Origin of the sequence: Pseudanabaena sp. BC1403, from assembly GCF_002914585.1 — a bacterium.
Classification (GTDB): domain Bacteria; phylum Cyanobacteriota; class Cyanobacteriia; order Pseudanabaenales; family Pseudanabaenaceae; genus Pseudanabaena.
Genome location: NZ_PDDM01000033.1, coordinates 1 through 26,390 on the forward strand (window position 1 = coordinate 1; position 26,390 = coordinate 26,390).

At 40.7% G+C, this 26,390-nt stretch carries 28 protein-coding genes; 16 read left to right on the forward strand and 12 right to left on the reverse strand.

Annotation, left to right across the window (positions count from 1 at the left end; genetic code table 11):
* Positions 1 to 263, reverse strand: a 263-nt coding sequence (locus tag CQ839_RS21530) for a hypothetical protein (protein WP_146048785.1), incomplete at its 3' end; no start/stop codon positions are given.
* 338 nt (positions 264 to 601) lie between these two features.
* Here CQ839_RS21530 and CQ839_RS21540 point away from each other — a divergent pair.
* Complete coding sequence (locus tag CQ839_RS21540; RefSeq protein WP_258040829.1) at positions 602 to 1,630, forward strand: bifunctional riboflavin kinase/FAD synthetase; 1,029 nt, start codon at positions 602 to 604, stop codon at positions 1,628 to 1,630.
* A 117-nt stretch (positions 1,631 to 1,747) separates the two neighbouring features.
* Here CQ839_RS21540 and CQ839_RS21545 read toward each other — a convergent pair whose 3' ends face one another.
* Positions 1,748 to 3,241 (reverse strand): LCP family protein, encoded by a 1,494-nt coding sequence (locus CQ839_RS21545; RefSeq protein ID WP_103670360.1) that lies wholly within the window; start codon positions 3,239 to 3,241, stop codon positions 1,748 to 1,750.
* Between the two features lie 412 nt (positions 3,242 to 3,653).
* On the opposite strand from CQ839_RS21545, the gene CQ839_RS21550 reads away from it, so the two are divergent.
* The 5 genes from CQ839_RS21550 (at position 3,654) to petG (ending at position 7,348) form a co-directional block, all read left to right on the forward strand.
* On the forward strand, positions 3,654 to 4,535 hold the full coding sequence (locus CQ839_RS21550; RefSeq protein ID WP_181016287.1) for a DUF4349 domain-containing protein: 882 nt from the start codon (positions 3,654 to 3,656) through the stop codon (positions 4,533 to 4,535).
* Positions 4,536 to 4,600: 65 nt separating this feature from the next.
* Positions 4,601 to 5,050 carry a DUF3531 family protein gene (locus tag CQ839_RS21555; protein WP_103670362.1) on the forward strand — a complete coding sequence of 150 codons (450 nt, stop codon included), beginning with the start codon at positions 4,601 to 4,603 and terminating at the stop codon, positions 5,048 to 5,050.
* 53 nt (positions 5,051 to 5,103) lie between these two features.
* Positions 5,104 to 5,487 (forward strand): lactoylglutathione lyase, encoded by a 384-nt coding sequence (gene gloA, locus CQ839_RS21560; protein WP_103670363.1) that lies wholly within the window; start codon positions 5,104 to 5,106, stop codon positions 5,485 to 5,487.
* A gap of 254 nt (positions 5,488 to 5,741) precedes the next feature.
* Positions 5,742 to 7,175, forward strand: coding sequence for a GDSL family lipase (locus CQ839_RS21565; protein ID WP_103670364.1), 1,434 nt, complete (start codon positions 5,742 to 5,744; stop codon positions 7,173 to 7,175).
* 74 nt (positions 7,176 to 7,249) lie between these two features.
* Positions 7,250 to 7,348 carry a cytochrome b6-f complex subunit V gene (gene petG, locus CQ839_RS21570; protein ID WP_071590170.1) on the forward strand — a complete coding sequence of 33 codons (99 nt, stop codon included), beginning with the start codon at positions 7,250 to 7,252 and terminating at the stop codon, positions 7,346 to 7,348.
* 198 nt (positions 7,349 to 7,546) lie between these two features.
* On the opposite strand, the gene CQ839_RS21575 is transcribed toward petG, so the two are convergent.
* Positions 7,547 to 7,879, reverse strand: a complete 333-nt coding sequence (locus CQ839_RS21575; protein WP_103670365.1) for a hypothetical protein — start codon at positions 7,877 to 7,879, stop codon at positions 7,547 to 7,549.
* 236 nt (positions 7,880 to 8,115) lie between these two features.
* Between CQ839_RS21575 and psbO the strand changes: the two genes are divergently transcribed.
* The 3 genes from psbO (at position 8,116) to CQ839_RS21590 (ending at position 11,113) form a co-directional block, all read left to right on the forward strand.
* The gene (gene psbO, locus CQ839_RS21580) at positions 8,116 to 8,958 is read left to right on the forward strand and encodes a photosystem II manganese-stabilizing polypeptide (protein ID WP_103670366.1); all 843 of its coding nucleotides are present in this window, start codon (positions 8,116 to 8,118) and stop codon (positions 8,956 to 8,958) included.
* A gap of 122 nt (positions 8,959 to 9,080) precedes the next feature.
* The gene (locus CQ839_RS21585) at positions 9,081 to 10,505 is read left to right on the forward strand and encodes an AAA family ATPase (protein ID WP_103670367.1); all 1,425 of its coding nucleotides are present in this window, start codon (positions 9,081 to 9,083) and stop codon (positions 10,503 to 10,505) included.
* Complete coding sequence (locus tag CQ839_RS21590; RefSeq protein WP_103670368.1) at positions 10,502 to 11,113, forward strand: hypothetical protein; 612 nt, start codon at positions 10,502 to 10,504, stop codon at positions 11,111 to 11,113. Before CQ839_RS21585 ends, CQ839_RS21590 begins: the two co-directional genes overlap by 4 nt.
* Before the next feature lie 57 nt (positions 11,114 to 11,170).
* Here the strand turns inward: CQ839_RS21590 and CQ839_RS21595 are convergent, their stop codons facing one another.
* Positions 11,171 to 12,013, reverse strand: a complete 843-nt coding sequence (locus tag CQ839_RS21595) for an Npun_R2479 family HD domain-containing metalloprotein (RefSeq protein WP_103670369.1) — start codon at positions 12,011 to 12,013, stop codon at positions 11,171 to 11,173.
* 312 nt (positions 12,014 to 12,325) lie between these two features.
* Here CQ839_RS21595 and CQ839_RS21600 point away from each other — a divergent pair, with 312 nt between their 5' ends.
* The 3 genes from CQ839_RS21600 to cobM all read left to right on the forward strand — a co-directional run bounded on the left by CQ839_RS21600 (position 12,326) and on the right by cobM (position 14,795).
* On the forward strand, positions 12,326 to 12,865 hold the full coding sequence (locus CQ839_RS21600) for a hypothetical protein (RefSeq protein WP_103670370.1): 540 nt from the start codon (positions 12,326 to 12,328) through the stop codon (positions 12,863 to 12,865).
* 76 nt (positions 12,866 to 12,941) lie between these two features.
* Positions 12,942 to 13,979 carry a cobalt-precorrin-5B (C(1))-methyltransferase CbiD gene (gene cbiD / locus CQ839_RS21605; protein WP_103670371.1) on the forward strand — a complete coding sequence of 346 codons (1,038 nt, stop codon included), beginning with the start codon at positions 12,942 to 12,944 and terminating at the stop codon, positions 13,977 to 13,979.
* Positions 13,980 to 14,036: 57 nt separating this feature from the next.
* A complete protein-coding gene (gene cobM, locus CQ839_RS21610) occupies positions 14,037 to 14,795 on the forward strand; it encodes a precorrin-4 C(11)-methyltransferase (RefSeq protein WP_103670372.1) in 759 nt (252 codons plus the stop codon).
* Positions 14,796 to 14,984: 189 nt separating this feature from the next.
* Here the strand turns inward: cobM and CQ839_RS21615 are convergent, their stop codons facing one another.
* The 3 genes from CQ839_RS21615 to trxA form a co-directional block, all read right to left on the reverse strand.
* Positions 14,985 to 15,242, reverse strand: a complete 258-nt coding sequence (locus CQ839_RS21615) for an AbrB/MazE/SpoVT family DNA-binding domain-containing protein (protein ID WP_103670373.1) — start codon at positions 15,240 to 15,242, stop codon at positions 14,985 to 14,987.
* Positions 15,243 to 15,279: 37 nt separating this feature from the next.
* Positions 15,280 to 15,828, reverse strand: a complete 549-nt coding sequence (gene pyrR / locus CQ839_RS21620; RefSeq protein ID WP_181016288.1) for a bifunctional pyr operon transcriptional regulator/uracil phosphoribosyltransferase PyrR — start codon at positions 15,826 to 15,828, stop codon at positions 15,280 to 15,282.
* A gap of 119 nt (positions 15,829 to 15,947) precedes the next feature.
* Positions 15,948 to 16,277 (reverse strand): thioredoxin, encoded by a 330-nt coding sequence (trxA, locus tag CQ839_RS21625; RefSeq protein ID WP_094534188.1) that lies wholly within the window; start codon positions 16,275 to 16,277, stop codon positions 15,948 to 15,950.
* Between the two features lie 399 nt (positions 16,278 to 16,676).
* On the opposite strand from trxA, the gene CQ839_RS21630 reads away from it, so the two are divergent.
* A complete protein-coding gene (locus CQ839_RS21630) occupies positions 16,677 to 18,107 on the forward strand; it encodes an MFS transporter (protein WP_103670375.1) in 1,431 nt (476 codons plus the stop codon).
* 193 nt (positions 18,108 to 18,300) lie between these two features.
* On the opposite strand, the gene CQ839_RS21635 is transcribed toward CQ839_RS21630, so the two are convergent.
* The 3 genes from CQ839_RS21635 to CQ839_RS21640 form a co-directional block, all read right to left on the reverse strand.
* Positions 18,301 to 19,080 carry a DUF3120 domain-containing protein gene (locus CQ839_RS21635; protein ID WP_103670376.1) on the reverse strand — a complete coding sequence of 260 codons (780 nt, stop codon included), beginning with the start codon at positions 19,078 to 19,080 and terminating at the stop codon, positions 18,301 to 18,303.
* A 123-nt stretch (positions 19,081 to 19,203) separates the two neighbouring features.
* Entirely contained in the window at positions 19,204 to 19,380 is a 177-nt protein-coding gene (locus CQ839_RS25280) for a hypothetical protein (RefSeq protein WP_181016289.1), read from the reverse strand.
* Between the two features lie 47 nt (positions 19,381 to 19,427).
* The gene (locus tag CQ839_RS21640; RefSeq protein WP_103670377.1) at positions 19,428 to 19,634 is read right to left on the reverse strand and encodes a type II toxin-antitoxin system prevent-host-death family antitoxin; all 207 of its coding nucleotides are present in this window, start codon (positions 19,632 to 19,634) and stop codon (positions 19,428 to 19,430) included.
* A gap of 316 nt (positions 19,635 to 19,950) precedes the next feature.
* Between CQ839_RS21640 and CQ839_RS21645 the strand changes: the two genes are divergently transcribed.
* Together CQ839_RS21645 and CQ839_RS21650 are read left to right on the forward strand one after the other, a co-directional pair.
* A complete protein-coding gene (locus tag CQ839_RS21645; RefSeq protein WP_103670378.1) occupies positions 19,951 to 20,541 on the forward strand; it encodes a hypothetical protein in 591 nt (196 codons plus the stop codon).
* A 72-nt stretch (positions 20,542 to 20,613) separates the two neighbouring features.
* Positions 20,614 to 21,288 carry a hypothetical protein gene (locus CQ839_RS21650; RefSeq protein ID WP_103670379.1) on the forward strand — a complete coding sequence of 225 codons (675 nt, stop codon included), beginning with the start codon at positions 20,614 to 20,616 and terminating at the stop codon, positions 21,286 to 21,288.
* Positions 21,289 to 21,756: 468 nt separating this feature from the next.
* Here CQ839_RS21650 and CQ839_RS21655 read toward each other — a convergent pair whose 3' ends face one another.
* Both CQ839_RS21655 and CQ839_RS21660 read right to left on the reverse strand, forming a co-directional pair.
* Positions 21,757 to 23,073, reverse strand: coding sequence for a dihydrolipoamide acetyltransferase family protein (locus CQ839_RS21655; RefSeq protein WP_103670380.1), 1,317 nt, complete (start codon positions 23,071 to 23,073; stop codon positions 21,757 to 21,759).
* Between the two features lie 195 nt (positions 23,074 to 23,268).
* On the reverse strand, positions 23,269 to 24,840 hold the full coding sequence (locus tag CQ839_RS21660) for a hypothetical protein (protein WP_103670381.1): 1,572 nt from the start codon (positions 24,838 to 24,840) through the stop codon (positions 23,269 to 23,271).
* Between the two features lie 358 nt (positions 24,841 to 25,198).
* Here CQ839_RS21660 and CQ839_RS21665 point away from each other — a divergent pair, with 358 nt between their 5' ends.
* Positions 25,199 to 26,380: a peptidylprolyl isomerase gene (locus CQ839_RS21665; protein WP_258040830.1), complete on the forward strand. Its 1,182-nt coding sequence runs from the start codon at positions 25,199 to 25,201 to the stop codon at positions 26,378 to 26,380.
* The last annotated feature ends 10 nt before the right edge of the window (positions 26,381 to 26,390 follow it).

Consider the following 26,390-nt stretch of genomic DNA (forward strand, 5'->3'; position numbering starts at 1 on the left):
CCAGCCGTGAATGTGGACTGTTTGGCTTCGTATATGGTTAACCAGTTTGCCGAGTTTGAGAAATCCATGACGCTTTTTGGGGATTCTATCCAAGTTATTTTCAGAGACTCAGCCCTATCTGCAATAAGTCGCGAATCATCGAGAGATAATTTTTTGCTGCTTGTTCCTTTGGGAAGAAGAAACAAGTTATAGCTGAAAGATGTGGTTGCCCCTCCATCACTTTTCATCAAGACTGCATCTACTTCTCCATCTGGTGATTTCACTCGATAATGTTCCGTGCTTGATGTCTCAAATAATGGAATTGCGTTGCATCCAAAAGAGTAAAAGCTGAAGAACAAAAAAGTATAGACTAAGAATTTTTTGTGATTCATTATTTCTAAAATAGTCGAGAATTGTAATCTGTGGGGAAAACTTCAAATCACCTGTTAAACGCAGATGGACTGATAATCCATAGGAATTTGGGGCGATAACATTAACGTTTAAGGGTGCTGGTGACAAAGATGATGATTGAGTCGATTCCCCAGATAAATCACTGTAGTTTTTTGAGTGATTATGTGACGGCGCAAAGCGCCTCCACATAATGTCATTGCAATTACATTGCATGACTACTATTTTTTGTTTCTATTATGTCAAAATGTTAAGCGTGAGAGTAATATTTGACCCAACCCAAATTTCTCGTCCCACTGCGATCGCCCTTGGTAACTTTGATGGCGTACATGTGGGACATCGTCATGTGATTGCGCCAATTTTGCCGATATCTTTGCGCGATCGTCATCCTAATTTAACCAGTACCGTCGTTTCCTTTTCGCCACATCCCCAAGAATTTTTTAGCCAAAAATCGCGATCGCTACTTGCTCCATTCGATGAAAAAGTAGCCTTGCTTAAGTCCCTCGGTGTTGAGCAGTTAGTCTTACTACCCTTTGATGCTGCTCTTGCCAAGCTAACTGCCGCCGAATTTATTCAGAAAATTTTAATTGACTCCCTCCAAGTCGAATTAATCAGCGTCGGCTTCGATTTTCACTTTGGGCGGCAACGTCAAGGCAATATCACCGATCTGCAAAATATTTGGGGCGATCGCCTAACGGTCATTCCAGAGCAAAAGATGAGTTTCGGGGATATAGAGCCGCCGCCCGTGCGCATCAGTAGCTCAAATATTCGTTCAGCTTTAGCTCAAGGCGAAATTGATTTAGCCAATTCACTGCTTGGTCGTCCTTATAACCTCGTGGGCAGAGTTGTGCAAGGCAAGCAATTAGGTCGCACAATTGGGTTCCCGACTGCAAATTTAGAGCTGCCTATGCAAAAGTGTTTGCCGCGTGATGGGGTTTATGCTGTCCAAGCAATTATCAATAATCCTGATGCAGCAACACAAACACAATCACAAATATTAGGTGTGATGAATATTGGGTTGCGTCCAACTGTGGATGGCGATCGGCGATCGGTCGAAGTACATTTATTTGACTGGCAAGGCGATCTTTACGATCAAGAACTAAGTGTAAATCTAATCAGATTTATCCGACCTGAAAAGAAATTTGATTCACTTGATGCTCTCAAAGCTCAAATTCAGTCTGATTGTCAGACTGCACGCAACTATCTTGCGCCAAACCAACAGAAACTAGTCACACCCTTTTAATACCAAAACACAAAATGGCTGCGCCACTTTGTGTTTTGGTATTAGTTCCTCTAATTCACGATAAAAAACATAAGAAGTGGCGCAAAGCAATACCTCTTATGTTTTTTATCGTGAGTTTTATCGTTGTTGTTTGGTTTGCGCAGGTTTCAAAGGCTTAAGGGGAATATTATTGGATTCAAGCCAGTCTTTGCCGATCCGAACAGTAATATCTGACTCGATATCTCCCGTTGACTCGATTACCACTTCACCAATACCCAGAGATTCTCGCAATTTCTCGGCACTTTCGCGATCGCCACTTTGAGCAACAATCTGTGTTTTCGCAAGAGGCTTTGTCCAGCGATCGCTAGCAGGAAATACTTGAGCGAATCCAGCCTTAGAGAGAACAGTTGTAGCTTTCTTTGAGCCTTCAGGTTGAGACATACTATCTTGGATCGCAATCCTCAGATTTTGAGGTGTGCTTTCCTCAAGACTTGCGTCTGCTTTCTTCATGATCCCAAAACTTTGGCTCATGATTTTAGAAAGTCGTCTATTATCCAAAATCCAGTAGCTCAAGCTATCGAATTCTCCAGGGTTACTAAACCGCCCAGGAGCCATATGCATCTGAATGTTTTTGCGATCAATTTTTGCCGTATACCCAGCAAGGGCAAGAATTTCTTCGACTGATAGATTTGTATCAATATTGTCCTTAACAATAGTAAGGATTTCAGGAAACTTAGTGACGGCTTGGGGGTTAAGTTTCTGATCGATAAAAGCGCGGAAAAATGCTTGCTGACGTTGTACACGACCAATATCCCCTAGATCGTCGTGACGATAGCGCATATATTGAATTGCCTTGCTACCATTTAACTTTTGCTGCCCCGCATTGAGGTTGATATATAGATGTTGGCTATCATCTTGATATTTCATCTTCTTCGGCACATATACATCAACACCGCCAAGGGCATCTATCAACTTCCCAAACCCATTGACATTGAAGCGGATATAACGATCAATTGGGATATCGCCCAATACTTGACTAACGGTTTGAGCTGATAGGGATGCGCCACCTGCATAGTTGGCAAAATTAATTTTTGTCTTACCTACACCTTGAATATCAACACGGGTATCACGAGGAATTGACAGGACGGAAACTTTTTGAGTTGCAGGCTCAAAACGTATCAGCAACATTGCGTCACTCATACCATTGAGATTGTCGTCAACCTCTGCCAAGTATTTACCTTTTGGCTTGGATTGGGCATCAGGTAAGTCAGAGGTAAGAATGATCGTTCCGAGTACCAAAATATTGACAGGACGAGTCAGCGTCGGTACACCCGCGATCGCTGAAGTCATGCCATCGGAATTGCGATTAAATACTGCCGCCTCATCAGTCGATAGTTGACGCTGCTGAAAAGGTTTACTACTCAATACAAATGCTAGTCCTGCACCTAGTCCCCCAGATAACAGCGCCACAAATAACACTATAAAGAGTGTCCATTTATGCCTAGTTGAAGCCGTTTTTGGCTTTGAAGACTTGCTGGACAAACCTGAATTACCTAAATTGATTGGATTTGTTGCCACAGGTAGGGAATACTCCTCACGACTGAACGTTTGCTTCAGCGATTGCCCACCCATGAGCAAAGATGGGACTCAACACACTTTTTTAACCTAACTCAAGAACTTCGGGTAGCACTCTTGAAGCTTTTAGACTAAATTTGAATTTAACTTTAGCACTGTATCGTAACTTATCGTTACAAAGTGCTAAATATCTTATTAGGCTAGCAAAAAGTCTGGCTATGCAAATTCTTTGGATGGATGATACTACATATTTACAGATATAGAGAATTACCCAAATCGGTAATTCTCTATATCTGTAAATATGTAGTGCTCTACAACTCAAGTGCAAGCTAAAAACAAAAACACAAGAAGGGCAGCGCTAAGCCGCCCTTCTTGTGTTTTTGTTTTTAATTCAGATGCTGAAACATATAAAATCTAGTTAACGTCAATTTGGCAACACAGTTTTGGCAACACAGTAATGAGAAAGAATTTGAAAATTCAACCTTCTCGATCGCTAAAAGTACTGAGCATACTTGCTGTGATTGCTCTTGCCAGTTGCGCTTCTTCGTTAAAAGCTCCCTCCTCCGCGCCTAATATTGCATCCCAACCCGAACAAGCCTCAAATTCTAATGCGCCCGTAACAAAGGACGTTGTCCCACGTCCGCAACTAATTAAATCGGCCGAAATTTCTTTGCAAGTTAAATCCATCGACGAGATTACACAGGCTGTCTCAGCGCTTATCAAACAGCAACAGGGAGATATTTTAGAATTACAGGACTTTCGTTCAGGAAATCCTGACATGGAGCAGTCAGTTTCCCTGAAACTAAGAGTTCCCCAAGAACGTCTCGATTGGGTGATAGATGCGATCGCTCAGTTAGGGATTGTCAAAGGGCGATCGATTAAAGCTGAGGATGTCTCTACTCAATTGGTGGATTTGCAAGCTCGCCTCAAAAATTTGCGCCAAACTGAAGTGCAGCTACAGGGAATCCTTCAACAGACTGGCTCCGTGGGTGATGTCCTAAAAGTTACGCAAGAACTTAGCCGTGTCAGGGAGGGGATTGAGCAAATTGATGCTCAGTTCACAAATCTAAAAAATCAAGTTGCTTATTCAACTTTACAGGTAAGACTCTTGTCAGCGATCTCGACTATTCCACCTCAATCGGATCTCGGCACACAATTACAAAATACTTGGAATAGTGCAACCAATTCGTTGGCAGTTGTGAGTGTTGGTCTGTTAAAGCTCTCGATCTGGTTGCTGGTCTATTGTCCCTATTGGCTAGTCCCCCTAGCAATTTTCTTTTTTCTGCGCCGTCGCCGCCGTCAACTTATTATGCAAGCGCCAAAGCCTGACTCTAATGTGAGTTCAGATTAAGCTACTGCTAAACTAGTATCGATATAATTTTTATCGCGATTTTTGAAAGATCTGTTAAGTGGACTATGGAAGTTAGATTTAGAGAATGTGATTGGTTTGACTTATGGATCTGGATAAAATTTAATGAAATTCCCTCCCAGCAAGAGAAACAACTGTTAGATGAAGTATTTAATTCTTGGTTCTTGCTTGGTAAATTAGGTGGTTTCAATGCTTGCAATATGCAGGTTTTAGAATCTGGTGTGGATGTTAGCTATTTTGACTATGACAACCAAGCCGCAGATGACGAGATGATGTCAGTCATGCACAACATGACTGATCTGGAGTACGAAAATGAATGGGGTCGCTGTTGGGTTGACTTAGGAACGACCGATGCGATCGCGATCGATACTTTGGTAAATGCGTTACGTCAGTTTGATAAAGAATATGTCGCGATCGAAGAAGTAATTATCGGTGGACAAAACTCTGACTGGTTAATTGAGCCTAAGAGTATAGATGATGAAGATTATGATCGTTAAACTGGTAGAGATGTGCTTTGCACATCTCTACCTAAATTGAGAGGAAAGCCAAAATGCGCGTTTTGCATACCATGATTCGAGTTGGTGATCTAGAGCGATCGCTTGATTTTTATAGTAATGTCCTCGGCATGAAAATATTGCGTCGTAAAGATTATCCCGATGGACGCTTTACCCTCGCATTCGTTGGTTATGGCGATGAATCAAGCAATGCCGTCATTGAGCTAACCCATAATTGGGATACCAGTGCCTACGACATTGGCACTGGCTATGGTCATATTGCTTTGGGTATGGAAAATATTTATACCGCCTGTGATGCTATTCGAGAAAAAGGCGGCAAAATCACCCGCGAGCCAGGACCGATGAAGCATGGCACAACTGAAATTGCCTTTGTCGAAGATCCAGATGGCTATAAAATCGAGTTGATTCAACTCAAATAAATAATACCAAAACACAAAATGGCTACGCCATTTTGTGTTTTTAAAACCCTTACTGGGTTTGGCTTTTAATTCACGAAAGTGTTGTCACACTTTTGTGAATTGGTATAAGAACCAGTTTTTTGGTGGAGCGGCAAAGCCGCTCCACCAAAAAACTTAACCCTAACTTGAATTATTACGAAGTACCAATTCAAGTTATTTGCAGATTGAGATAAAAATTGTTATAAGCTGTAAAGCTGCACACCAGTAGCCTAGTCATGCGTAGACCCCGATATACAACTTCTTGGCAATCCAAGCGCAAATCTTGGTTGCGAAATACTCTGCTCCTGATCTTGATTGGTCTGCCATTACTATTGATTTTGGCGGAACTAATTGCGAGAGGAGCAGTTTTAGCAACAGGTAGTAACAACCAGCTCGCTCCCAATAAAACTGTAGCGATCGCCCAGTCCTATGCCTTTAAATTGCAGGACTCTAATGGTAATAACTATCCTGGACTACCAGATGCTGGGCTGCTCCAAGTAAAACGCAGTCCACTACTGGGTTATGAATTGCTTCCCAGCCAAAGTAGTGAATATTGGCAAATCAACGATCAGGGCTTTCGCCAAGATTCATCCGTACCTGTTGTCAAGCCTCCTAGCGAAATCCGTGTGTTTTTGGTTGGTGGCTCCACCGCTTTTACGAATATGGCGGAAAAAAATCAAAAAGCATTGGCTTTTAAGGTTGAGAAATTACTCAACGAGCGCGTTCGTGCTCAAAATAGCAGCCCTGAAAAGTTTAAGCCCAAAGAAATCCCCTACTTTGCCGATCAAATTGAAGCAATGCGAGCATTGCCTCCGCGTATTCGTGATGGCAGCTATCGGGTAATTGCGGCGGCAGTCCCTGGCTATAACTCTGGTAATGAGCTTGCCCTGCTAGCTCATAAGGTGATGACATACAGCCCCAATGCACTGCTGATCCTCGATGGCTATGAAGATTTGCGATCGCCTAGCAATCAGACTGCTCGCGAAATAGGGAATGTTGAGCAAATGTTACGTGATCCACTTGCTCAATATCGACAATATCAAGCCCAGCAATTTAATAACTGGCTAAATTCGCTTTATCTAGTCAAAGCATGGCAAAAATGGGTGATCCCAGCAGATATCAGTACGTTTAGCTCTGAATATCAAGTTTTTAATGCTGAACAACTCAGCAAAGATCCTAAAGAAATTCAAAAAAGAGTTGATCGATATCTTTACAATACTCAGCAAATGATGAGATTGGCTAACAATATTCCTACTTTGATTATTCTTCAGCCAGAAATCACTGGTAAGCAAAAATCTTTAACCAAGGAAGAAGAAGGCATTTTGAAATCTTTGGGTAAGGAATATAGCGATCGCGCTACTAATGCTTATATGCTCTCCGACCAAGCTTTTAGCAAGAGTCCAATCAAGCCAAAATTTGTCAACTTTTACCAACTGTTTCAAAATACCAGCCAGCAAGCTTTCATCGATCCCATTCATCTCACTGAAGCTGCCAATGATGTATTGGCGCAAAAATTATATGAAAGTACTGAGCAGCTCTTTTTGGTTCAACCTGCCCCAAATTCTTTGAGTGGCGACGTGGATGCAAAAACAACAACCCCACCACCCCAGCCCGTGGTTGTGCCAGAATCTAACCAGTCTAGTATTCTGCGTTCATTAGTTATTCCTTAAAAAGCAAAAACTGATTTTCATAATGAGAATTGCTAAAGTAAACTATATAAGTCAGTGATTTTTAACAAATATTTATGGTAGAACCAATTTTGTCAGGCATTTGCCTAGGTCTTATTTTCATTACACTTGGCGGACTGTTTTTTGCTGCTTATCAGCAATACCGTCGCGTCTAGTACCAACATAAAAACCAAAAAGGAGAAGAGGCATAAAATACCTCTTCTCCTTTTTGGTACAAACATACAGCGCTTTGCGCTCAAACCCGAACCAAGAAATTTTTTAGAAGTGTTGCAAAGCAACACTTCTAAAAAATTTCTTGTGGTTAGTTTGATCAGAAACTGCTGTAAAGATAGAGCCTTGGCAAAATTCTTAGTTTATTCTTCCAGCTTTTCTGGTTGTTCTAAATATCGACAAATTTCATTGATTTTCATGCGATAAATATGCGGCCAGCCACCATTTGTCTCAATATCGCGTAACAGATTAAATAGCTCATGCCGACTAGTTGGCAGAGCAGGTTGAAACAAATCATCGCGAATGCGCTTATGGATTAATTCTATGACTCGCAAAATTTGCAAAAGATTAGCTGCATCGCTCTGTTGATCTTGAGCAATTTGCCATAGGCGATCGCTGATCACTTCAAGCTCAGATAAATTAGCCGTTTGCCCCTGTTGTGATTGGTTCTGTGATTGGATTTCAGTTTGTGCCAAGCTAAGTACCCTCGTGCGCGATAATATGATGATTGGAATTTTATAAATTAAGTCTTTAGTTAGCTAACCTCTATGGCTAGTCTAAAGCAACACCAACTCCTTAACGATCTCAATTTAAAATCCCAAACTAGATCGTATTTTTTTAACAGAGTTATTATTGACAGTGCTTTGCGCGTTCCGTCATAACTCTAAAATACTACCCGTTAAATCCCGTTAAATTAAAAAAGAGGTTATTTATGAAATTTCGTAGTTTTACGAAAGCAATTTTTACATTGTGTATCAGTTTATGTATGTTACTAGCAGGCGGTCTGTTTGCTAATAATGCGATCGCTGCTGTTGAACCAGGTTTGACCTACGACCAAATTGTAAATACTGGTTTGGCGAACAAATGTTCTGATATCTTGGGTTCCTCTCGCGGTGGTCGTAACTTTATTTCTATTGGTGCAGGGCAATCTGTGGAAATTTCAGAGCTTTGCCTAGAGCCAACTTCATTCTTTGTCAAAGAAGAGTCGAGCAACAAGCGCAAAAAATCTGAGTTTGTTGCTAGCAAGTTGATGACGCGCTCAACTTCTAGCCTTGACTTTGTAAAGGCAACTGTAACTGGTAATAGTGATGGTAGCCTCAGCTTAGTTGAAACAGATGGTCTAGACTATCAACCCATCACAGTCAAAATGCCTGGTGGTGAACTGGTAGCAATTTTGTTCACCATTAAAGGTTTCAACGCCAAAACTGCTCCTGGGGTAAATGGCATAACCACATCGGTTGATTTTGTTGGTTCTACTCTAGTTCCAACCTATCGTGGTTCTGGATTCATCGATCCTAAGGGGCGTGGTCTAGCGATCGGTTATGACTCTGCTGAAGCATTACCTGCAAAGCGTAATTCTTTTGACAACAGAAGCGTCAAGGATGACTCCACATCCAAAGGTACTATGTCATTGCAAATCGCTAAGCTCAATGCAGATACTGGCGAAATCGCTGGTACTTTCGAGACTGAGCAAACCTCTGACAATGATCTTGGTGGTGTTGAACCCAAGGAAGTGATCATTCGCGGCGTATTTTACGGCAAAGTCAGCGCTTAATCTTTAAGCAAAGCTTTTGAAAAAGGAGTGTCTTATTAATTTAAGACCTCCTTTTTTATTTCATAAAATATAGGCTATAACTAGTTTTAAGACCAAATCACCTAACCAAGTATCTAAACTATATGCAAAAAATTATTATCAAAAACTTTGGTGCGATCGAATACGCCGAAATTGAAATAAAGAAAGTTTTAGTTTTAATTGGTGAACAAGCTAGCGGTAAAAGCACGATTGCTAAGCTTATTTACTTTTTTAAATCACTAAAAGATGATGTATTTAATCAAATTTATCAAGATCAAGAAAGAGATTACTTTGATGAGAATTCTGATATCGCTTTTGTATTACAAGAAAAATTCTACAATTGGTTTGGCTCAACAGAAAAACTTATTGATTTTGAAATAAAATTTTATTATTTCGTTGAAATAAATAAGTACTTACATTTAAGTCTTAATAAAGATAAAACTATACAATGTGAGTTTAGTCAAGATTTTTATAAATACAATATTCCTGAGGCTCTAACTCAAATAAAACTGAGCTTACAACAAGGATCAAAAACGACCAATATTCATGAGAGACTTGCTCATGAGAAAACTAAAATTAATTATGCTCAAATCCTTGCAGAAATATTAAATAATCTTTTTCACAGTTATGAAGTCGATTCATTATTTGTTATTGCAGGAAGGAGTATTACAGTAGGTTATTCTGAATTGTTTGAAAAATATTTCTTTGCCGATTTACAAAGTAGGCTAGAAAAAAACAGCAAAAAAGAATTTCAACAAAAATCTCAAATAGTTAATGAGATCTTAATGATGAAATTTATTGAAAGAGTTATATATGTTAAAGATGTTTTTAGCGTTCATGGAAAATTCCAAGATTTAATTTCTCGTTTTAGATCTTCTATAAAAGATAAAGATAAAGACAAAGAAGAAAAATCTAATCTATATCTTGCGGAAAAGAAAATTGTAGAAATATTAAAAGGTGAATACATTAGTAATAACCTTGAAGAGAAGATTATACTTAATACTCAAGAATCTATTGACCTTCATAATGCTTCATCAGGACAACAAGAATCTATAAGAATTCTGCAAGATATTTTCTTTGTTATACTTAAACAATCAAAAGTATTAAGAATAGTTGAAGAGCCAGAAACACATTTGTTCCCTGTTGCTCAAAAGAGTTTAATTGAGTTATTAGCTTTAATGGTTAATCAAAATGATAATAATCAACTCATTATTACAACTCACAGTCCTTATGTACTTACGGTATTTAACAACTTGTTATTTGCTCAACGAGTTGTGGATAAGAATCCATTGGCTGAGGCTGAAGTTGCTGAACTAATACCAAAAGAATTTTGGCTAAAGGCTAAAGATTTTTCTGCCTATTCGTTAGGTAACTCTTCTATTCAAGAAGAGCATGAATATTGTGAATCTATTTTTAATAATCAAACGGGTGCTATTCAGCAAAATTATTTAGATGCAGTATCTGAAATGTTGGGAGGCGATTTTAATTATTTGTATGGTTTATATACTAAAATATCTAGAAAAAAATGAGTAAGTTTGAACTAATAAAAGAGCATTTGTCAAACAGATTTAATAAGTTAAATGATATTTTAGAAATAGAATTACGAGAAGATTTTACGATAATTGATTATAAGGGGCAATCTTTTATTGTTGTTAGTATCAATTTAGAAGACAATACTTTTACAATTAAACTAAATGGCAAAGAAATTATCGAGCATGATTTTGATCCTGCTAAATTATTCAATATTAAAAATAGCAAAATCATTGGATTTATTCCGATTGATGGAAAAAAGGGGCTTTTAGGCTTTGGAGATTCTCATTGCGATTTTGTCTTTTTTGATGAACATGAATTTTGCTTCGTTGAGTTTAAGTTAAATGCAACAAGTGTAAATGACAATGCAGTTTTTAAAAATCGCATCAAGGCTATTAATCAACTAAAAAATACGATCGCACTATTCAACCATAAGTTAGACAAAAACTATTCAGGCTTATTCCGCGAAGCATACGTTTGTACGCCTGAAACTTATCCTAGAGGAAATAAGGGATGGACAGATTTAGCGATCGCATTTTTTGATGAAGTTGCAATTCCACTTTTTGAACAAAATGAAAAGATTTGTATAAGCACCTTGGCTGAATAAAAAAGGGTGTGCGGCGCTTTGCGCCGTACACCCTTTTTTATGAGAATTTTTGCAGATTTATGGCTGATATTCTGGCTTTTCATGTTCAACTACAAAAACATTTGAATATAGGTGCGCCACAATCTCTTGACCTTGCTGAGTTAGAGACAAGTAGTAAAGAGCATCTTTAACAAATGGATATACACTTGTCCAATAAAATTTAGGATAGTTGCGGCGCAAGTCTCCTGGGTGAGCATAGCCAAGTGCGACATTTACGCCAGTTTCTTCAAACTCATAAAATAAAGCCCCAATTTTTTTGAGATAACGGGGATCGCTGAGCTGCCCGATCAAATCAGCCGATCGCACCAAGCCTGCAAAATGTGTCGTATCTTGGTGGTCGCCAGTTTTCGGTACAGGAAATCTTGTCAGTTCAATGTTACGGCAAATTTTCTCAGCCTTAATTAAAGAATGATTAGCAAAACGCTGATTTACAAATAGTTTGGCGCGATCGACATGATAGGGCGTTAACCCTGCATCAGAAGCTCCAGCGGGTAACTCTACCATTGCTTCGCCAATCCCAGTGGCAAACTTCCCTCCCCCATCTTGGAGACAAACTCCTTTAACATAGCCAATATCATGGCAAACAAGAGAAATAATGTAATGCAGCCAATCTTCAGGAGAGACTCGTCCTTCACGGATATGCTTACCGCGCAAAATTTCTTGACCAACTAACGTCACTAAGATCGTATGTTCGACGTTGTGGTAAAGCGCATCACTATTGGCAATATTTTCCAGAGCCATGTTGCCAGCCCAGCCGATGATGTCTTCATAATCATGTAGATAACCGCCATAGGTACGACGGTATCCTAGCTTTAGTTGTTCAACAAAGTTACCGATCAGCAGTTCAGTTGCATTAAACATAAATCTTCGTGTACCTATGTAAAGCCAAAATGTAACCTAAATAATAAGCCTAACTCTTATCTATTAGTGCGATCGGCTATGAAATCCCAGTAATTCTCATCATAAAAATTGTTTTTTAGCGCCTATGAGGCTGAAAAGAACAAAATTAGTTTCACAATTAGAATTGAGTCTAAAATTTCTAGAAAATAAAGTAAGCGTAAGATAGCACTTTTCCACTCTACTTTTTAAATTGCAGCAAAAAGTACTATACGGGCAATTCATAGTTAGAGTAGTATTATTTAGACTGATCAATCTTATTCCTAAATATCAAATATGCTTAAACGCTTCGCTGGTAGTTTGTTGTTACCTGTATCCATTGCATTGGCATTAGCTTCATGTCAGCAGCCCAGTGCTACAACAACATCTCCTTCACCGTCAGTGGCAGCTTCAGCTTCTCCCTCTCCTACTTCTAGCCCCACCGAATCACCTAAAGCTGATGCTTCACCTAAAGCCGATGCTTCACCTAAAGCTGATGCTTCTCCTAAAGCCGATGCTTCTCCTAAAGCCGATGCTTCTTCTGGCAAAACTAAAGATATTGATGCCCTTATCAAGGAAAATGCCGAATACAAGGAAATGTATGAAGCAACTGGTGGTATCAAGTACATTGGGTTAGTCGAAACAGAAACCTGTAAAGCTCTTGATTCAGGTGTTCCTATTAACACTCTAACCGATGCACTCGAAAAAGAATTTGACAAGCAAGGTGGGTCTATTCCTGCGGATAAACTCGCTAAGTTGAAAGAGTATACGGGGTTTGTGCTTGGTGCTAGTGTTGTTATCTCTTGCCCTCAACATAAAGACAAGATTAAATCCTAGTCGTTAAAGTAATCCTATAAAAAGAGAGACAGAGCTTTGCGCTGTCTCTCTTTTTATGGTCAAGATAATTACCTGTATGAAATCTGGATATACCCTTCCTGTATTTGCGATCGCTGCGGCTAAAGCCGCAATTTTCGCCATCCAAAAAAAGAACTCAGCTTTAGTAGAACTTGATCTACTAGAATCTGGTTCAGGCATAGTGGAAATCGCCCAAAGTGCAATTATTGATGACAATACAGCGATCGCGATCGCCCTTAGTGACCCAGGGGACAATCTCGATCTGACCGCTGGAACTCCTGTCTGGGCTTGGGTAAAATTAGAATCTTCAACAGGTGGAGAACGGATAATTTTGGAAGCTGGAGAAGGTTTGGGAAGAACCTCTAGTGGAGAGCCAGCTATCTATCAATTAGCGCGAAATTTAGCAGACGTTAATCTCTTGCAACTCCTGCCCGATCATCTCTCCGCAAGAATTAGATTTATTTTGCCTGAAGGAAGAGCATTAGCTAAACGTACTTCCAATGCTGCTTTTGGTATTCTTGAGGGACTATCTTTATTAGGAACTTCTGCAATATCCAAACCTCTCTCCGTAGAAGATAAACTCGAAGAGTTTCGCGCAGATTTACGAACTAAAGCATCTAATTCCCATGAAATAGCGTTTTACATCGGCGCAAATGGCTACCAAGTCGCTCAAAATCTTGGGTTTCAAACTTCGCAATTAGTCCAGACAGCCAATTGGGTAGGCGCAATGTTAGTAGAGGCTGCGCTTTTAGGTGTAACTTCGATTACTCTTGTTGGCTATCATGGAAAGTTATTAAAACTAGCAGGTGGAATTTTCAATACCTCTAGTCACTTGGCTGATGCCAGAATAGATATTTTAGTCAGAGCGGCTGTGCATGAGAATTTACCGATCGCACTAATCCAAGAAATAGAGCGATCGCTTACTGCCGAAGCAGTGCATCAATTATTAGTTGAGCATGACTGCGATCGCGTGATCTTTCAGTACCTCACTGATCAAATTACGCGGCGAGCTACAGCTTATGTACAGAAATACACAGATCTTAAAATTGAGATCAAAACAATTTTGTGCGATCGCTTAGGGCAGTTAGTTGTTTAAGATAAGTGTTTGTTTCCCGCCTTCGGTGGGAAACAAACACTTATCTTAGGTTTTTTAATGCAACCAGTTTATATCGTCGGTGCGGGGCCTGGTGACCCTGACTTAATTACAGTTAAGGGGCGCAACCTCTTAATCAAAGCCGATGTGATTGTTTATGCGAATTCTCTCATCCCCGACTCAATGCTGCAATATTGTCGTGCTGATGCCGAAATAATTCCCACTGTGAGCAAATCCCTAGAGGAGATTTTAGAGATTATTGTTGATAGAGTGCGATCGCAAAAACTAGTCGTCCGTTTACACGATGGCGATCCTAGTTTATATGGTGCAATTCAAGAACAAATAGTAGCTCTATCTGAAGCTGAAATCCCTTTTGAAATCATCCCTGGGGTTAGTGCATTTCAGCTAGCAGCAGCAAGATTACAAGTAGAACTAACTGTTCCCGAACTAGTCCAAACGATAATCCTTACGCGGATCAGTGGACGTACTCAAGTTCCTGAACGCGAAGAATTATCGAGTCTGGCTGCCCATCAAGCCTCATTATGTCTATATCTCAGCGCTCACCATGTGGAAAATGCTCAATCTAAATTAATGGAACATTATCCAGCCGATACCAATGTGGCAATTTGCTATCGATTAGGTTGGGAAGATGAAAAGATTTTGACGGTTCCCCTTTCAGAAATGGCATCGGTCACAATCAAAGAGAACTTAACCAGAACTACGCTTTTTGTGATTAGTCCTGCTTTAAATAATTTAAGAAGTAGTACAAAAGAGCGATCGCAGTTATATAGCTCCCACTACCAGCGACTTTTTCGTTAAAGACTAATCTTAAAAAGCTGTGAGATCGATCTCTGAGTTGCTTCACGGTCATCTCGGCTCAAAGCCCCAATGCATTTTGTCTTTAGTATCATGAATTATTCGCACCCCATATGATCCCCATGTAGGGTCAAAGCATTCCCACGGAAATCCATAAGTTTTCAAATAATTTTAATTTGGGAATGCTTTGACCTAAGCTCGCAACGATTGAAGGGCACAATAAGTTTCCTCATCTTCTGGAGATGCCCACTCACTCAAAGTTTCTGAGATCGCACTGAGATAATCTAAATCTAACGGCTGCAATTTTTTGATAAAGACTCGACCTTCCTCAATTTCAAATACAACAACGTCCCCTTGAGATATGCTCATAGCGTCACGAATGATTTTGGGTATTGTAGTTTGAAATTTAGAGGTTACTTTTGAGGCTAGTAGCTTTTGAGCTGTCTGCATAGTATTACGAGAATAACTGTGGAGAAAAGTAAAACATCTAGTTAAGCGGTTTAATTAACTCAACGCCATCTCGACCGTCCCCTGCGGCGCTCAAAAATACTTTTACCTGCTCATCCTTAGAAGTTGGTAGGGTTCGCCCCACATAGTCAGGATGAATTGGAAGCTCACGATGACCGCGATCGATCAGTGCCAATAATCTCACAACCTTGGGGCGACCATAGTCATGAATTGCACTCAAAGCGGCTCCAATTGTTCTTCCGCTATAAATAACATCATCGACTAAGACGATAGTTTTACCATTGAGGTCAAAGGGAATCTCAGTTTTGCTAGGTGTTCGCAATCCAATTTTGTCGAGATCATCCCGATAAAATGTAATGTCTAAAGCGCCTGAAGGAACTAAAATTCCTTCCAGAGCCTCAATCTGCCTTGCGATCGCTACACCTAGTGGGACACCACGGGTATAAACTCCGAGCAAAACCACGTTTGACAAATCATCACTAGCTTCGACAATTTGCGAAGCCAAACGATTGATCGTTCGACGCAACTCGTCAGCAGATAAAATTTCGACAATCTTAGATTGTGACACCACTTAGTTTCGTTCAATTAGCTAGTAGATATTTACTTAAATATAGCGCTTTGCGCTTAACCATATAAAGTAAAAGGGGCGCAACGCGCCCCTTTTACTTTATATGGTTGGAAAAATTTTTAGCTATCCAAATGCTTTTCGATAGTGGTAGACAATGTTGTCTTAGGGACAGCACCTACAACCACATCCACCCGTTGACCACCCTTAAATAACATGAGCGTGGGAATACTGCGAATGCCATATTGTCCAGCTACGCTAGGATTCTCATCGGTGTTAAGCTTAAAAACTTTGATTTTGCCCTCATACTGTGTAGCGACTTCTTCGACTACAGGAGCAACCATACGGCAGGGACCACACCAAGGGGCCCAAAAATCTACTAGAACAGGGATGTCACTTTTAAGTACGTCCTGCTCAAAGCTAGCATCTGTAACGGCGATCGCTGATGACATGCTTTGCTAACTCCCTAAATATTAAAAACTTTTATTTTCAAAAATTGCGTGTAGGTAGTATAACAGCTAGCATTGCACATTTGCTAAAAACCATAATTGTTAAGCTTAACCCTCAATCATTGAGTTAACTCTTCGCAACGATCTCAAATTTTCGCGCCAATCTAATTTGGAAGGCTAAATTAAATGTAGGATGCGTTAGTGAAACGTAACGTATCAATTAGTTGTCAATGATGGGTTACGCTATCGCTAACCTATCCTACGTTTAATTTTAACAACTTAACTTAGGCAAAAAAGAAGAAACCGCCCTTGCTGCTCATAAGCTTGGGCGGAATGTGGTGTGAGGAGTGAACGGAAACTTTCGTCTCCGCTTACATATATATTGTAGTCTAATCCGCAAGTATGAATACGATCGCCCAATTTTTTCGAGTTTTTCAGAGTCGCAAAATGGCGGCGCTTTTGTCACTGGGCTTTGCATCAGGGCTACCCTATGCACTGACCGATGATGCATTTCGCGCATGGCTTACCAGCGCTAAGTTTGACCTTAGTACGATTGGCTGGTTAGGTTTAGTTTCACTGCCATATTCACTCAAATTTCTGTGGTCACCCTTTATCGATCGCTTTGTGCCACCTTTTCTAGGGCGACGGAGAGGCTGGATTTTGCTAACACAAGGCGGTTTAGTTCTTGCTATTTTGGCGATCGCATTACAAATGTTTACGATCGATAGCTTACCCCTAGCTAGTCGGAACGAAGCTTTACCAGTTTTAGCAGTTACCGCCTTAGTTCTCGCTTTTCTCAGTGCGACTCAAGATATTGCGATCGACGCTTACCGTACTGATGTCTTAAAAGTGCAGGAAGTCGGTGCAGGGATCGGGATTTGGGTAATGGGATATCGAATTGCGCTCCTATTTGCGGGATTTGTCGGATTTAATTTGGCGACTCGATTAAGTTGGAAATCCTCGCTTTCACAGTTTCTATCCAGCAACGGTTTTACAAGCTTAAGCCTCAGTCGATTTGGTTGGGCTTGGGTGTATGTGTTACTAGCAGTTGTGATGAGTCTAGGGCTGATCGCCACATTTATCGCCCCCGAACCGCCAGAAGCTAATGCTCGTCCTGCGACATTAGATGAAGCTGTAGTTAAACCTTTTCAAGAATTTTTTCAACGCTTGGGTGTGGGCAAGGTTTTACTAATTCTTATATTCACGATCTTCTATCGATTTAGCGATGCGATGGTGGGTAAAATGGCAGTCCCTTTCTTAAAAACTATTTTTGATGATGGCACGATTGGCACGGTCAGACAGGGAATTGGACTAGTTGCCACGATTGTGGGGACTTTAGCTGGGGGAGCTATTCTTAGCAAGATTGGGGTTAATCGATCGCTATGGGTATTTGGATTCCTGCAAGCAATTAGCAATATCGGCTATTACGCGATCGCCGTTGCTGGGAAAAATGATCTGGTTTTACTAGCTGCAATTAATGTAGAAAATTTTTGCAGTGGTCTAGGAACCGCAGGGTTTTTAGGATTTCTGATGGTGTTGTGCAATCCTAGTTTCTCAGCAACTCAATTTGCATTGCTTTCGAGTCTATTTGCCGTTGGGAGAGATCTTATAGCTTCACCATTTTCAGGCGAGTCTGCCCAATTTATTCAGCGTAATATTCCCTCATGGACTTCGATTAATCAAATCTCTTGGTTAGCAGGTAGTGATGGCAAGGGCTGGGCTTTATTTTTCTTGTTTACGTTGGTATTAGCCATTCCTGGGATGATGTTCTTACCATTTTTTGCGCCTTGGAATGGGGAATTCAAAAAAGTGGATTCTTTGCCAATCGATTAAACAAAAACAGCCCTGCTTTGCAGAGCTGTTTTTGTTGAGAATATTTCACCCGATCGCGTGAGGTAAAGAGAGGACTTACTCAAGTAATCTACTTATCAATGAAGCCTTAAACTGACTGCACCCAGCGCACCAACGCTGGGTTTTTATTTGCCTATAATTCCTGAAAAAAAAGAGTCGCTTAGCGACTCTTTTTTTATCCCAATACTGCGACGCTGAAAAATAGCAAATCTACAAAAATCGTACCTAACACTGCTCCGCCAAAAGCCCAGTAAGCGAGATTAGGCGATCGCATTGCTTTATTCCCAGTAATCAAGAGCAAAGCTGCCAAAATACAAGCCCAAGTCATTCCCCAAGGGGTTTCGACTAAAGTTAAAGCATTTTTTAAAATCGGTTGAGCAAGACTAATATTTGATTCAACTTGCATCAAGGCTTTCCAGTTAGGAAAAAGATGCGCGATGTAGAAATACAGATCGGTAATGGCTGTCCCGAATAGTGAGCCTATATAAAACCATCCGCCGACGCGGTGGGAATCTTGACGAGTTGCCCAGATTGCCCAAGGCAAAGCTAAAGCTTCGACTGGTACATGGTAGGCAGGCTCCCAGCGTAGCCAGCCCCAATACAGAGAGCCACATAACCAAGTCAGGCTAAAGCCCCAAGTGAGACTGCCCCACACTTGTTTTTTTGGTTCTGCTTGAAGATGTTTGGCGATCGCTAACCAACCGACGGTACAAATCAAGCTCAACCAAGGGGCATAGCGCACAAGGGGAGCTTCAAAAAAGACGGGGACGGATACTAAAAAGAGTGATGCAAACCAGACGCGCCAATGTTGTAACAGTGAGGCGGTGGCTAGTAAATGTTGTGATAAGTATTGCGGAAACGCTGACGTGACATTGACAGTAGGGGGTAGAACCTGAACTGTTGCCCGTGCTAAGGAGCGCTCCTCAAGTTCAACCTTGTCAGGAGATAAAAACAATGTATGTTAAAAAGTTATATTAATTTTTATTACTTAATATATTAACAGGCTTTTTTGAGCAATTCCGTACCTTCTCTATCTTTTCTTAATGCGGATTGTTATCTCTAACCCATTACCGAAATTCTAGCGATCGCCTATATCTTCTAGCAATTGCTCAAAGGTTTGCCAACTGATGTTTTCTAGCCAAATCCTTTGTTCGGCAACAGGTCGCACTAGATCGCCGCGATCGGGTAAAGCCATAAACTCTTCATCAGTCCAAATTTTGGCTTTAGATTTAGCTTGTTCTGTAGCGATCGTCATGGCTTTAATTTCTTTTATCTAGTGTGAACCTGTGCTAAGTCTTATAATCATTTTTCTACTCCTACAATAGCTTTTAGTTCTTCAATTTTATTGAGTAATTGTTGATAGGACGCTGCATCTTGGACGACTAATTCTGCTTTACCATTGATGGTTAATACGATGGGATGTCCAGTATTTCTCATCTGGGTGATGAGTTCGTTGGTATTACGCTTGAAGGTGGATAGGGGTTGAATGTCTTGGCTGAGGTTAATCATAGGGCTACTGCACTAAATTTGCATTCAATTTAATGCTAGCACGAAACAAAAGATGCGAAGCAGTATGAAATTGTCAAGTGGTTAGCCTGAATAATATATTGTGATGTCGGTCTAATAAGCTATCTGGGGGCTTAGGTAGAATTTCCCCATATAACTTACTATATAGGGTAAATAGCCCGAATTTTTCTGCCTAACATGCCATATGGGTTGATTAGACACAATCTTGACTTTCAGCCTATATTGCTTATACTGACGTTAGACAGAATTTTTCCGTCTAAATACATAGTTACCTTAGCTAGAAAGAATTGATGCAGTTATGGCAAGTGGTTTAGACTCTAGTGATCAGATGGATGGTTCGGATGCAGATTCATCTAAGGCTAATATATTGGCGCAAAGTTTCCAAAAGATTTTTGAAAACATCAACCAATTTGACATCAAAAATAAAGTTGACAAGATGGGGATTGATGCATTCATCAATCAATGTGCAACTTTAGCTGCTACAACGGGTGCGGCAAGTGGTTTCGGAGGATTTACAACATCGATTGTTGGAGTTCCCTTTGATCTGATGAACAATGTTCTTCAGCTATTTCGAGTGACATTAGGGGTCATATACCATAAGAAAGGAGTGTATAAAGTTTCTTTTCTTGAATTAATCAAGATTATAGGCACAGCAATAGGTGTAGAAGTCGGTACATTCTTGACAAGAGTAATCCTCCTAGCGATCGCCAAGAGCATTCTTCTTCGTATGTCCGCTTCCTTAGCTGGAAAATCAGTTCCTTTCCTAGGAGCCGCTATTGGTGGGTTTGCGAACTACCAATATATCCGCGATATGGGTGAGTCGGTCAAACGCATTGATATGACCACCAAAACCTTTCAGGATGAGGGATTAACGAATGGTAAAGGATAGTAAAGCTGGTGGCTGTTAAGCGCAGTAATTTCCATTTAGTCCATAATCCTCAGTAAATAAAGGTCTACCAATATGTCTCACTATGAAAATAGAAAAGCGTCTCCACAATGGTTAGGTTTTCATCGGGATGGATTAATTGCAGTATTTCTCCTTGATTGCCTGTGGATGTTAATCGAAACAGGAGCAGCCATTTCAATTGTTGGAATTCCAGCAATTCCAGTGATTGTTTTTGTTCTCTTTGGATTGAGTGCTTATATCGTTTTTTCTAAGCAGCGGATTTTAGGAGATCGACCTGCTCCAGCCTTAGTTAAAGCCGTATTTTTAGGTGCAGTTGTAGCGGTGCCATTTCCAGTTTTTTACACCATGCTGCTGGTAGTCATTTCAATACTGCACCGATTACTACCAAAAGCTAGCAACACCGCAGCAAAAGTTGGTAGCGCAACAACGGTATCCCTTTTTAAGGATGAAAGATTTGGTAGATTTGCCAATGATTTTAAGGAGATTGAAGACATTTTAGCGGAGGCTGTAGGAAAAGTTGATCAATCACAAGTGAGGAAGGAGGTCTATAAAAATATCGACTTTCTCAATCGCAAAGGAATGATGTCACAAGATTTATACGATTCATTGTATGAAATTAGACAAATCAGGAATAATCTGACTCACGAAGAGCTAGTCATGCCAGACTCGGTTCAATTTGACTTACTCAAAAAATGTAAGCAAAAAGTCATAACGACGTTTAAACAGTAGCCCACTTTGCAGTGATAGTGAAAATGCGATCGCCGATCTTGTAGCGTGCATTAATGAGATATAACTCACATTTTGATGTTTATTGTGAATGCGTTACGCTTCGCTAACACATGCTAAAGCTGGGTCATCGCTTCAGCAAAATCAGTTTGGAGCGATCGCCAACAAAGCATCTAAATCGATCGCCACAAAAAAAATTACCAATCACCTGTAGGGGTAGAGCTTTTGCGCCAGTATTTCATGCTTTCTACCCATCACCTCGAAACGCAAAAGCTCTACCCTCTTCGCTTTCACCGATAAATTGTCCCTGCGTTGCGAGTTTAGGGCAAAGCATTCCCAAAATTAAAACAACCTCAAAATTTATGAATTGCTTCGGGAATGCTCTGCCCCTACAAGTTTGTTGTTGTAAATCGTTAATTGTTATGAATAAATCATGACAATTGACGATTTTTTGATAAATAGCCAGAAATATTACAGAGTCAAGGATTGAGAATTAGTTTCAATCAACTTGGCTAGATCTTGCAAGAACTGCGCCGCATGAGCGCCATAGATCACACGGTGATCGGCAGTGAGATTGACTTGCATTTGACTAGCAACCTTGATTGCACCATCCTTAGTTGCCACAACTTGAGGACGAGAACCACCGATCGCTAAAATTGCACCAGTTCCAGGGGGCAAAATTGCATCGAAGCGATCAACTCCAAACATACCCAAGTTGGAAATGGTGAATGTGCCAGAGTTATATTCATCGGGTTGCAATTGCTTCGCACGGGCGCGATCGACTAGTCCTTTCCAATCACGAGAGAGACTGTAGAGGTCGGTTTGATCTGCATTTTTTAATACAGGCGTAATCAGACCACCGTCATCCATTGCTACAGCAACGGCAACATTGATATTGCTCTTATACTCGATACCGCGATCGCTAAGACTTGCATTCACCAAAGGATGCTTTTGCAAAGTTACGGCAACTGCCTTCGCCAAAAGTGCGGTCATGGTCACGCCCTTAGACTTAACTTGCTTGTAGAGAGCATCTAGAGCATCAGTAGTAATCGTGTAGCCCACACGGAATGTAGGTACAGAAAGACTCTGATTCATATTGTTGATTACTGCCTTTTGTAAGGTAGTAAGTGATTGTGCTGTTCCTAATGCTGGTGCGGGGGCTGATGGTTTTGCAGCAGGTGAAGCAGTTACCGATGGTGCAGGTGTGGCAACCTTTGTTGCGGGAGCCGCCACAGGTTGTAAAAATGCTTCGACATCAGCAGCAGTGACTCGCCCATTTGGGCCAGTTCCTGAAATTTTAGCTAGGTCAATCCCATTATCCTTAGCAATGCGCTTAGCTCTTGGGGATACGATTTGACGGTCTGATGCTGCTGTTGGTGCAGATTTGCGTGGTGAGGAGACGACGACATCAGGGATGGAAGCAACCGAGGCTGCTGTGGGGGTAGAAACTAATTTGGCGGGAGGCTCTTCAGATAGTTTGGGTGCTGCCGATCCGTTTTGTGACGATGATTTACCAGCCGCTTTCAACTTAGCTTCTTCGATTTCTTCTTTGGTCTCAGCGACATAGGCGATCGCGGAGCCGACGGGTGCAGATTCTCCTGCGGGGGTAATGATTACACCGAGATAACCTTCGTAGAAGGTTTCGACATCCATATCAGCTTTGTCAGACTCTACAATCACGACAGTTTCGCCTTTTTCCACTTTGTCGCCAGGCGATTTCACCCAAGAGGTGATTTTTCCTTCGGTCATAGTGGAGCTAAGCGCGGGCATGAAAATTTCGTAAATCATAGGGAATTTTTAAAAATCTATTGCACAACTAACAAAGTCAACGGCTGTCAACGGCTGGGTCGCTAAGCCATCATAAATCTTAACTTGTTTTTGCGATCGCTTACAGCAATTCTCATTAAAACCCAAAGAGTGTGAAGCGGCGCTTCGCGCCGCCTCACACTCTTTGAGTTTTAACTAAAAGGCGGCGCGGCTAACCTATTCGTTCATTTCTCGATAAATTGTGGCGGTGGCAGGTGAAGCTTGCGTTAGGTATTGGAAAATCCAGAATTTGAAAAGTCCATCCAAAAACACAGGAACTGTAGAGATAAAAGATTGCGCCAAAATTTTATTTTCAGGTAGTCCAAAATGACTAAATAAAACTGTGAGCAAAGCATCCCATCCTTCACTAGAGTGAAATCCTACAAAGGTATCGGTTGCAATGATAATCAGGAAAGCTTTGGCATTGTCATTCAGACTATAAAGAACTTCATCTAGAAATTCTTTAATAGTTTCTAATTCTTTGCGTCCTGAAAGTAGAAAAAGGTAAAAGACAAAAGCAGCAGTAATATCGGATAGTAAGTTCTTAACACCATCAAGGCTTTCAGTGTTGAACTTTTTTAAAATTTTAACTGATTCTTCCTGTATCAATTTCTCAAGTTCTTCTGATTGCTCTGAAGCTGTCTTTTTAAGAGTGTTAGAAGGTTCATCAGGTTTTTCTGAGACTGTCTGTTTCGGAGTGTTAGAAGGTTCTTCAGGTTTTTCTGAAGCTGTCTTTTTAGTAGTAGCTTCTTGTTTCTCTTGCGATTGCTCCAGCACAATTGTTTTAATCATGAAATCAAATTCAATCCGCTCTTTGGCTAATCGCAACGCATTAAAAGCTTTTTCCTCGATCGCTGGACTAAACTTGACAGTCATATTATTTGTGTCAATAAAACTGTTAATCATCGGATTGAAAATCAGTGCTTTCGATAAAATCTGAACTGCAATTACAGAAATCACTAAGACCACAATGTAGCGTAAAGCCTGATTAATCCGAAGTCGTGATTGTCTTAATTCTTCAACAATATCTTTTTCATAATCAGTATATGAGCCACTAAGATTACGTTTAACCCGATCAAAAGCTTTAAAAAATGACCCAGGCAAAATACTTTTCTCCACAGATGTCACCTGCTGAGGAGGTCGTCTATAGCTATTAGGCTTAGTATTTTTAAAGAGTTGAAACTTTTCTTCAGTTTCTACTTCAGTTTCTTCAGCCTCTATGCCTTTACTGTTAGATAAGTTTGTCTTAACTGAAGGCTTAACAACAACATCGATAGTCTGAGCACTTGCGCTGGTATATCTTTCGAGAGTGTAGTCAATAAACGCAAGCTTCTGATAAATAGAAAATCTTCGACTATTCCCACCTAGTTGATTTGCAGATAATTGTCCATTACCTACGGGATCATTGTCCTGTTCGTTGGCTGCATATTTGGCGATCGCCGTATTTGCTTGATTGCTAGAGCTTTGAGTCTGCAAATAGGGCAGTGAGGCACTAACTTTGTAGAAATTCAGTCGCGCATTGATCGTTCGGAGATACTTTTGAAGCTGGATCTCAAATACACTAAATACATTGTTACCAAAGCTCCCGTCATTAGAAATTTTATTGCCTTTAAAAGTTTCTTCTTCAATCCGCTTGATGCTGACAGCCGCTTCAAAAGCCTCGTCAATTGCTCTCTCAGGGGTGTTCTTAACCCAAGAGAAGATATTTTGTAAGGGTGAGGCGTTATTGTCGGGTGAGTTAGATTTCATAGTGGGGCGATCGCTACAATGCCTAGAATAAACGAAAACCGAAATAGCAGAGGGTATAATTCGCACCTCTTTTACTACCTATACCGACATTTCGAGCCTAAACTCCGTCCCTACGCCGATTTTAGAAAAACATTCCAATCTGCCATGATGCTTTTCCGCCACAATTTCACAATTTTAAAGATATAGCAAAAAAAGAGTTAGCTAGTACAAACCAAACCCAGAAGATGAGTGGCGGCGCTTCGCGCCGCCACTCATCTTCTGGGTTTATGTCCTAAGCAAACCTTGGTTTGCTATAGGAATGCATGAAATCAAATTTAAGTTTTCCTAACTGTGCAACCAAATGCAATAGCATTTTTAAGTGGCTAATTTAGTTCTGGGCGCAATGTTAAATCTTAATTTAAATCGTAATTTAGAAAGAATCAGTGATCTAACAAATCAGCAAATAGATCTTGTATCTCGGAGATCTTGGTGGTTTACGAGCATAACGTTCATGATCGCTTGTTTGCTTGTGACTTGTTTGACGATGGTATCGGCGATCGCGCCAAGCATAGCAGCACTACCAACCAAAAGTGCGATTAAAGATCCTCGTGTCATCTTGAGAAATGCTTTACCGATTGATAGTGAAGTTCTGCGAGATGTCCAGCGCATATTGGAGCAAATGCCCCGCCAAGCCAATCTTAAAAGGTGGAGCAACCTCAAAAGAGATATTGAAACGATTTCGCAAACCCTTAGCCAAAATCAGGCACAGTTGATTGCTGAAGTTAGTAGCGATCGCCAAGGATTAGTAACCGAACATTTGGCTAGCTTAGCGACAGCCATTGTGCCTTTACAAGAGGCGATCGGAGTCAAAGATCGTAACAGTGTTAAAGCCTTATCGGAAAAAGCCTTGGACTATGTCGGGTTAGTCGAATCTGACTTTATTCAAGCCTTCCCCTTTGAAGTTCCTGCCCAATATGCCCAATTGCCTCAACTTAAGGGACGCGCCCTCGTGGAGATATCCACCGAAAAAGGTAATGCCACGATTACAGTCGATGGCTACAATGCACCAGTCAATGCAGGTCAATTTGTCGATCTCGTTCAGAAAGGCTTTTACGATGGTCTAACTTTCACACGAGCCGACGAAAACTATTACTTGCAGACAGGTGATCCCGATGGCGCAGCTGATGGCTACATCGATCCTAAAACCAAAAAATATCGGACTGTACCCATTGAAGTGCGCCTCCCAGATCAAAAGGTTCCTACCTATGGCAAAACCTTTGAAGAACAAGGTCTGTCAGGCACATTGCCAGTACTGCCTTTCGCTGCCTTTGGGACGGTTGCCATGGCGCATCCTAATGATGATGCTAATGCTGGTTCATCTCAGTTTTTCATCTACCTATTTGAATCAGAATTAACCCCCGCAGGCTTAAATTTGCTTGATGGAAACTATACCGTTTTTGGTTATGTCACTGATGGCAAGGAAACTTTGGATAAACTAAGACTAGGCGACAAAATTTTGTCAGCCCGTGTCATTAGTGGCGCTGAGAATTTAATCAAATAATAATCAAGTA

Bases quoted from the DNA above. Each gene is read 5' to 3' on its own strand.
- CQ839_RS21660 (WP_103670381.1), bottom strand. From the start codon at position 24,840: ATGAAATCTAACTCACCCGACAATAACGCCTCACCCTTACAAAATATC.
- CQ839_RS21555 (WP_103670362.1), top strand. From the start codon at position 4,601: ATGGAAGTTAGATTTAGAGAATGTGATTGGTTTGACTTATGGATCTGG.
- trxA (WP_094534188.1), bottom strand. From the start codon at position 16,277: ATGTCATCAGCGATCGCCGTTACAGATGCTAGCTTTGAGCAGGACGTA.
- CQ839_RS21545 (WP_103670360.1), bottom strand. From the start codon at position 3,241: ATGGGTGGGCAATCGCTGAAGCAAACGTTCAGTCGTGAGGAGTATTCC.
- CQ839_RS21615 (WP_103670373.1), bottom strand. From the start codon at position 15,242: ATGCAGACAGCTCAAAAGCTACTAGCCTCAAAAGTAACCTCTAAATTT.
- CQ839_RS21595 (WP_103670369.1), bottom strand. From the start codon at position 12,013: ATGTTTAATGCAACTGAACTGCTGATCGGTAACTTTGTTGAACAACTA.
- CQ839_RS21655 (WP_103670380.1), bottom strand. From the start codon at position 23,073: ATGATTTACGAAATTTTCATGCCCGCGCTTAGCTCCACTATGACCGAA.
- petG (WP_071590170.1), top strand. From the start codon at position 7,250: ATGGTAGAACCAATTTTGTCAGGCATTTGCCTAGGTCTTATTTTCATT.
- cbiD (WP_103670371.1), top strand. From the start codon at position 12,942: ATGAAATCTGGATATACCCTTCCTGTATTTGCGATCGCTGCGGCTAAA.
- CQ839_RS21645 (WP_103670378.1), top strand. From the start codon at position 19,951: ATGGCAAGTGGTTTAGACTCTAGTGATCAGATGGATGGTTCGGATGCA.
- cobM (WP_103670372.1), top strand. From the start codon at position 14,037: ATGCAACCAGTTTATATCGTCGGTGCGGGGCCTGGTGACCCTGACTTA.
- CQ839_RS21600 (WP_103670370.1), top strand. From the start codon at position 12,326: ATGCTTAAACGCTTCGCTGGTAGTTTGTTGTTACCTGTATCCATTGCA.
- CQ839_RS21565 (WP_103670364.1), top strand. From the start codon at position 5,742: ATGCGTAGACCCCGATATACAACTTCTTGGCAATCCAAGCGCAAATCT.
- CQ839_RS21590 (WP_103670368.1), top strand. From the start codon at position 10,502: ATGAGTAAGTTTGAACTAATAAAAGAGCATTTGTCAAACAGATTTAAT.
- CQ839_RS21640 (WP_103670377.1), bottom strand. From the start codon at position 19,634: ATGATTAACCTCAGCCAAGACATTCAACCCCTATCCACCTTCAAGCGT.
- CQ839_RS21585 (WP_103670367.1), top strand. From the start codon at position 9,081: ATGCAAAAAATTATTATCAAAAACTTTGGTGCGATCGAATACGCCGAA.
- CQ839_RS21540 (WP_258040829.1), top strand. From the start codon at position 602: ATGACTACTATTTTTTGTTTCTATTATGTCAAAATGTTAAGCGTGAGA.
- psbO (WP_103670366.1), top strand. From the start codon at position 8,116: ATGAAATTTCGTAGTTTTACGAAAGCAATTTTTACATTGTGTATCAGT.
- gloA (WP_103670363.1), top strand. From the start codon at position 5,104: ATGCGCGTTTTGCATACCATGATTCGAGTTGGTGATCTAGAGCGATCG.
- CQ839_RS21630 (WP_103670375.1), top strand. From the start codon at position 16,677: ATGAATACGATCGCCCAATTTTTTCGAGTTTTTCAGAGTCGCAAAATG.
- CQ839_RS25280 (WP_181016289.1), bottom strand. From the start codon at position 19,380: ATGACGATCGCTACAGAACAAGCTAAATCTAAAGCCAAAATTTGGACT.
- CQ839_RS21650 (WP_103670379.1), top strand. From the start codon at position 20,614: ATGTCTCACTATGAAAATAGAAAAGCGTCTCCACAATGGTTAGGTTTT.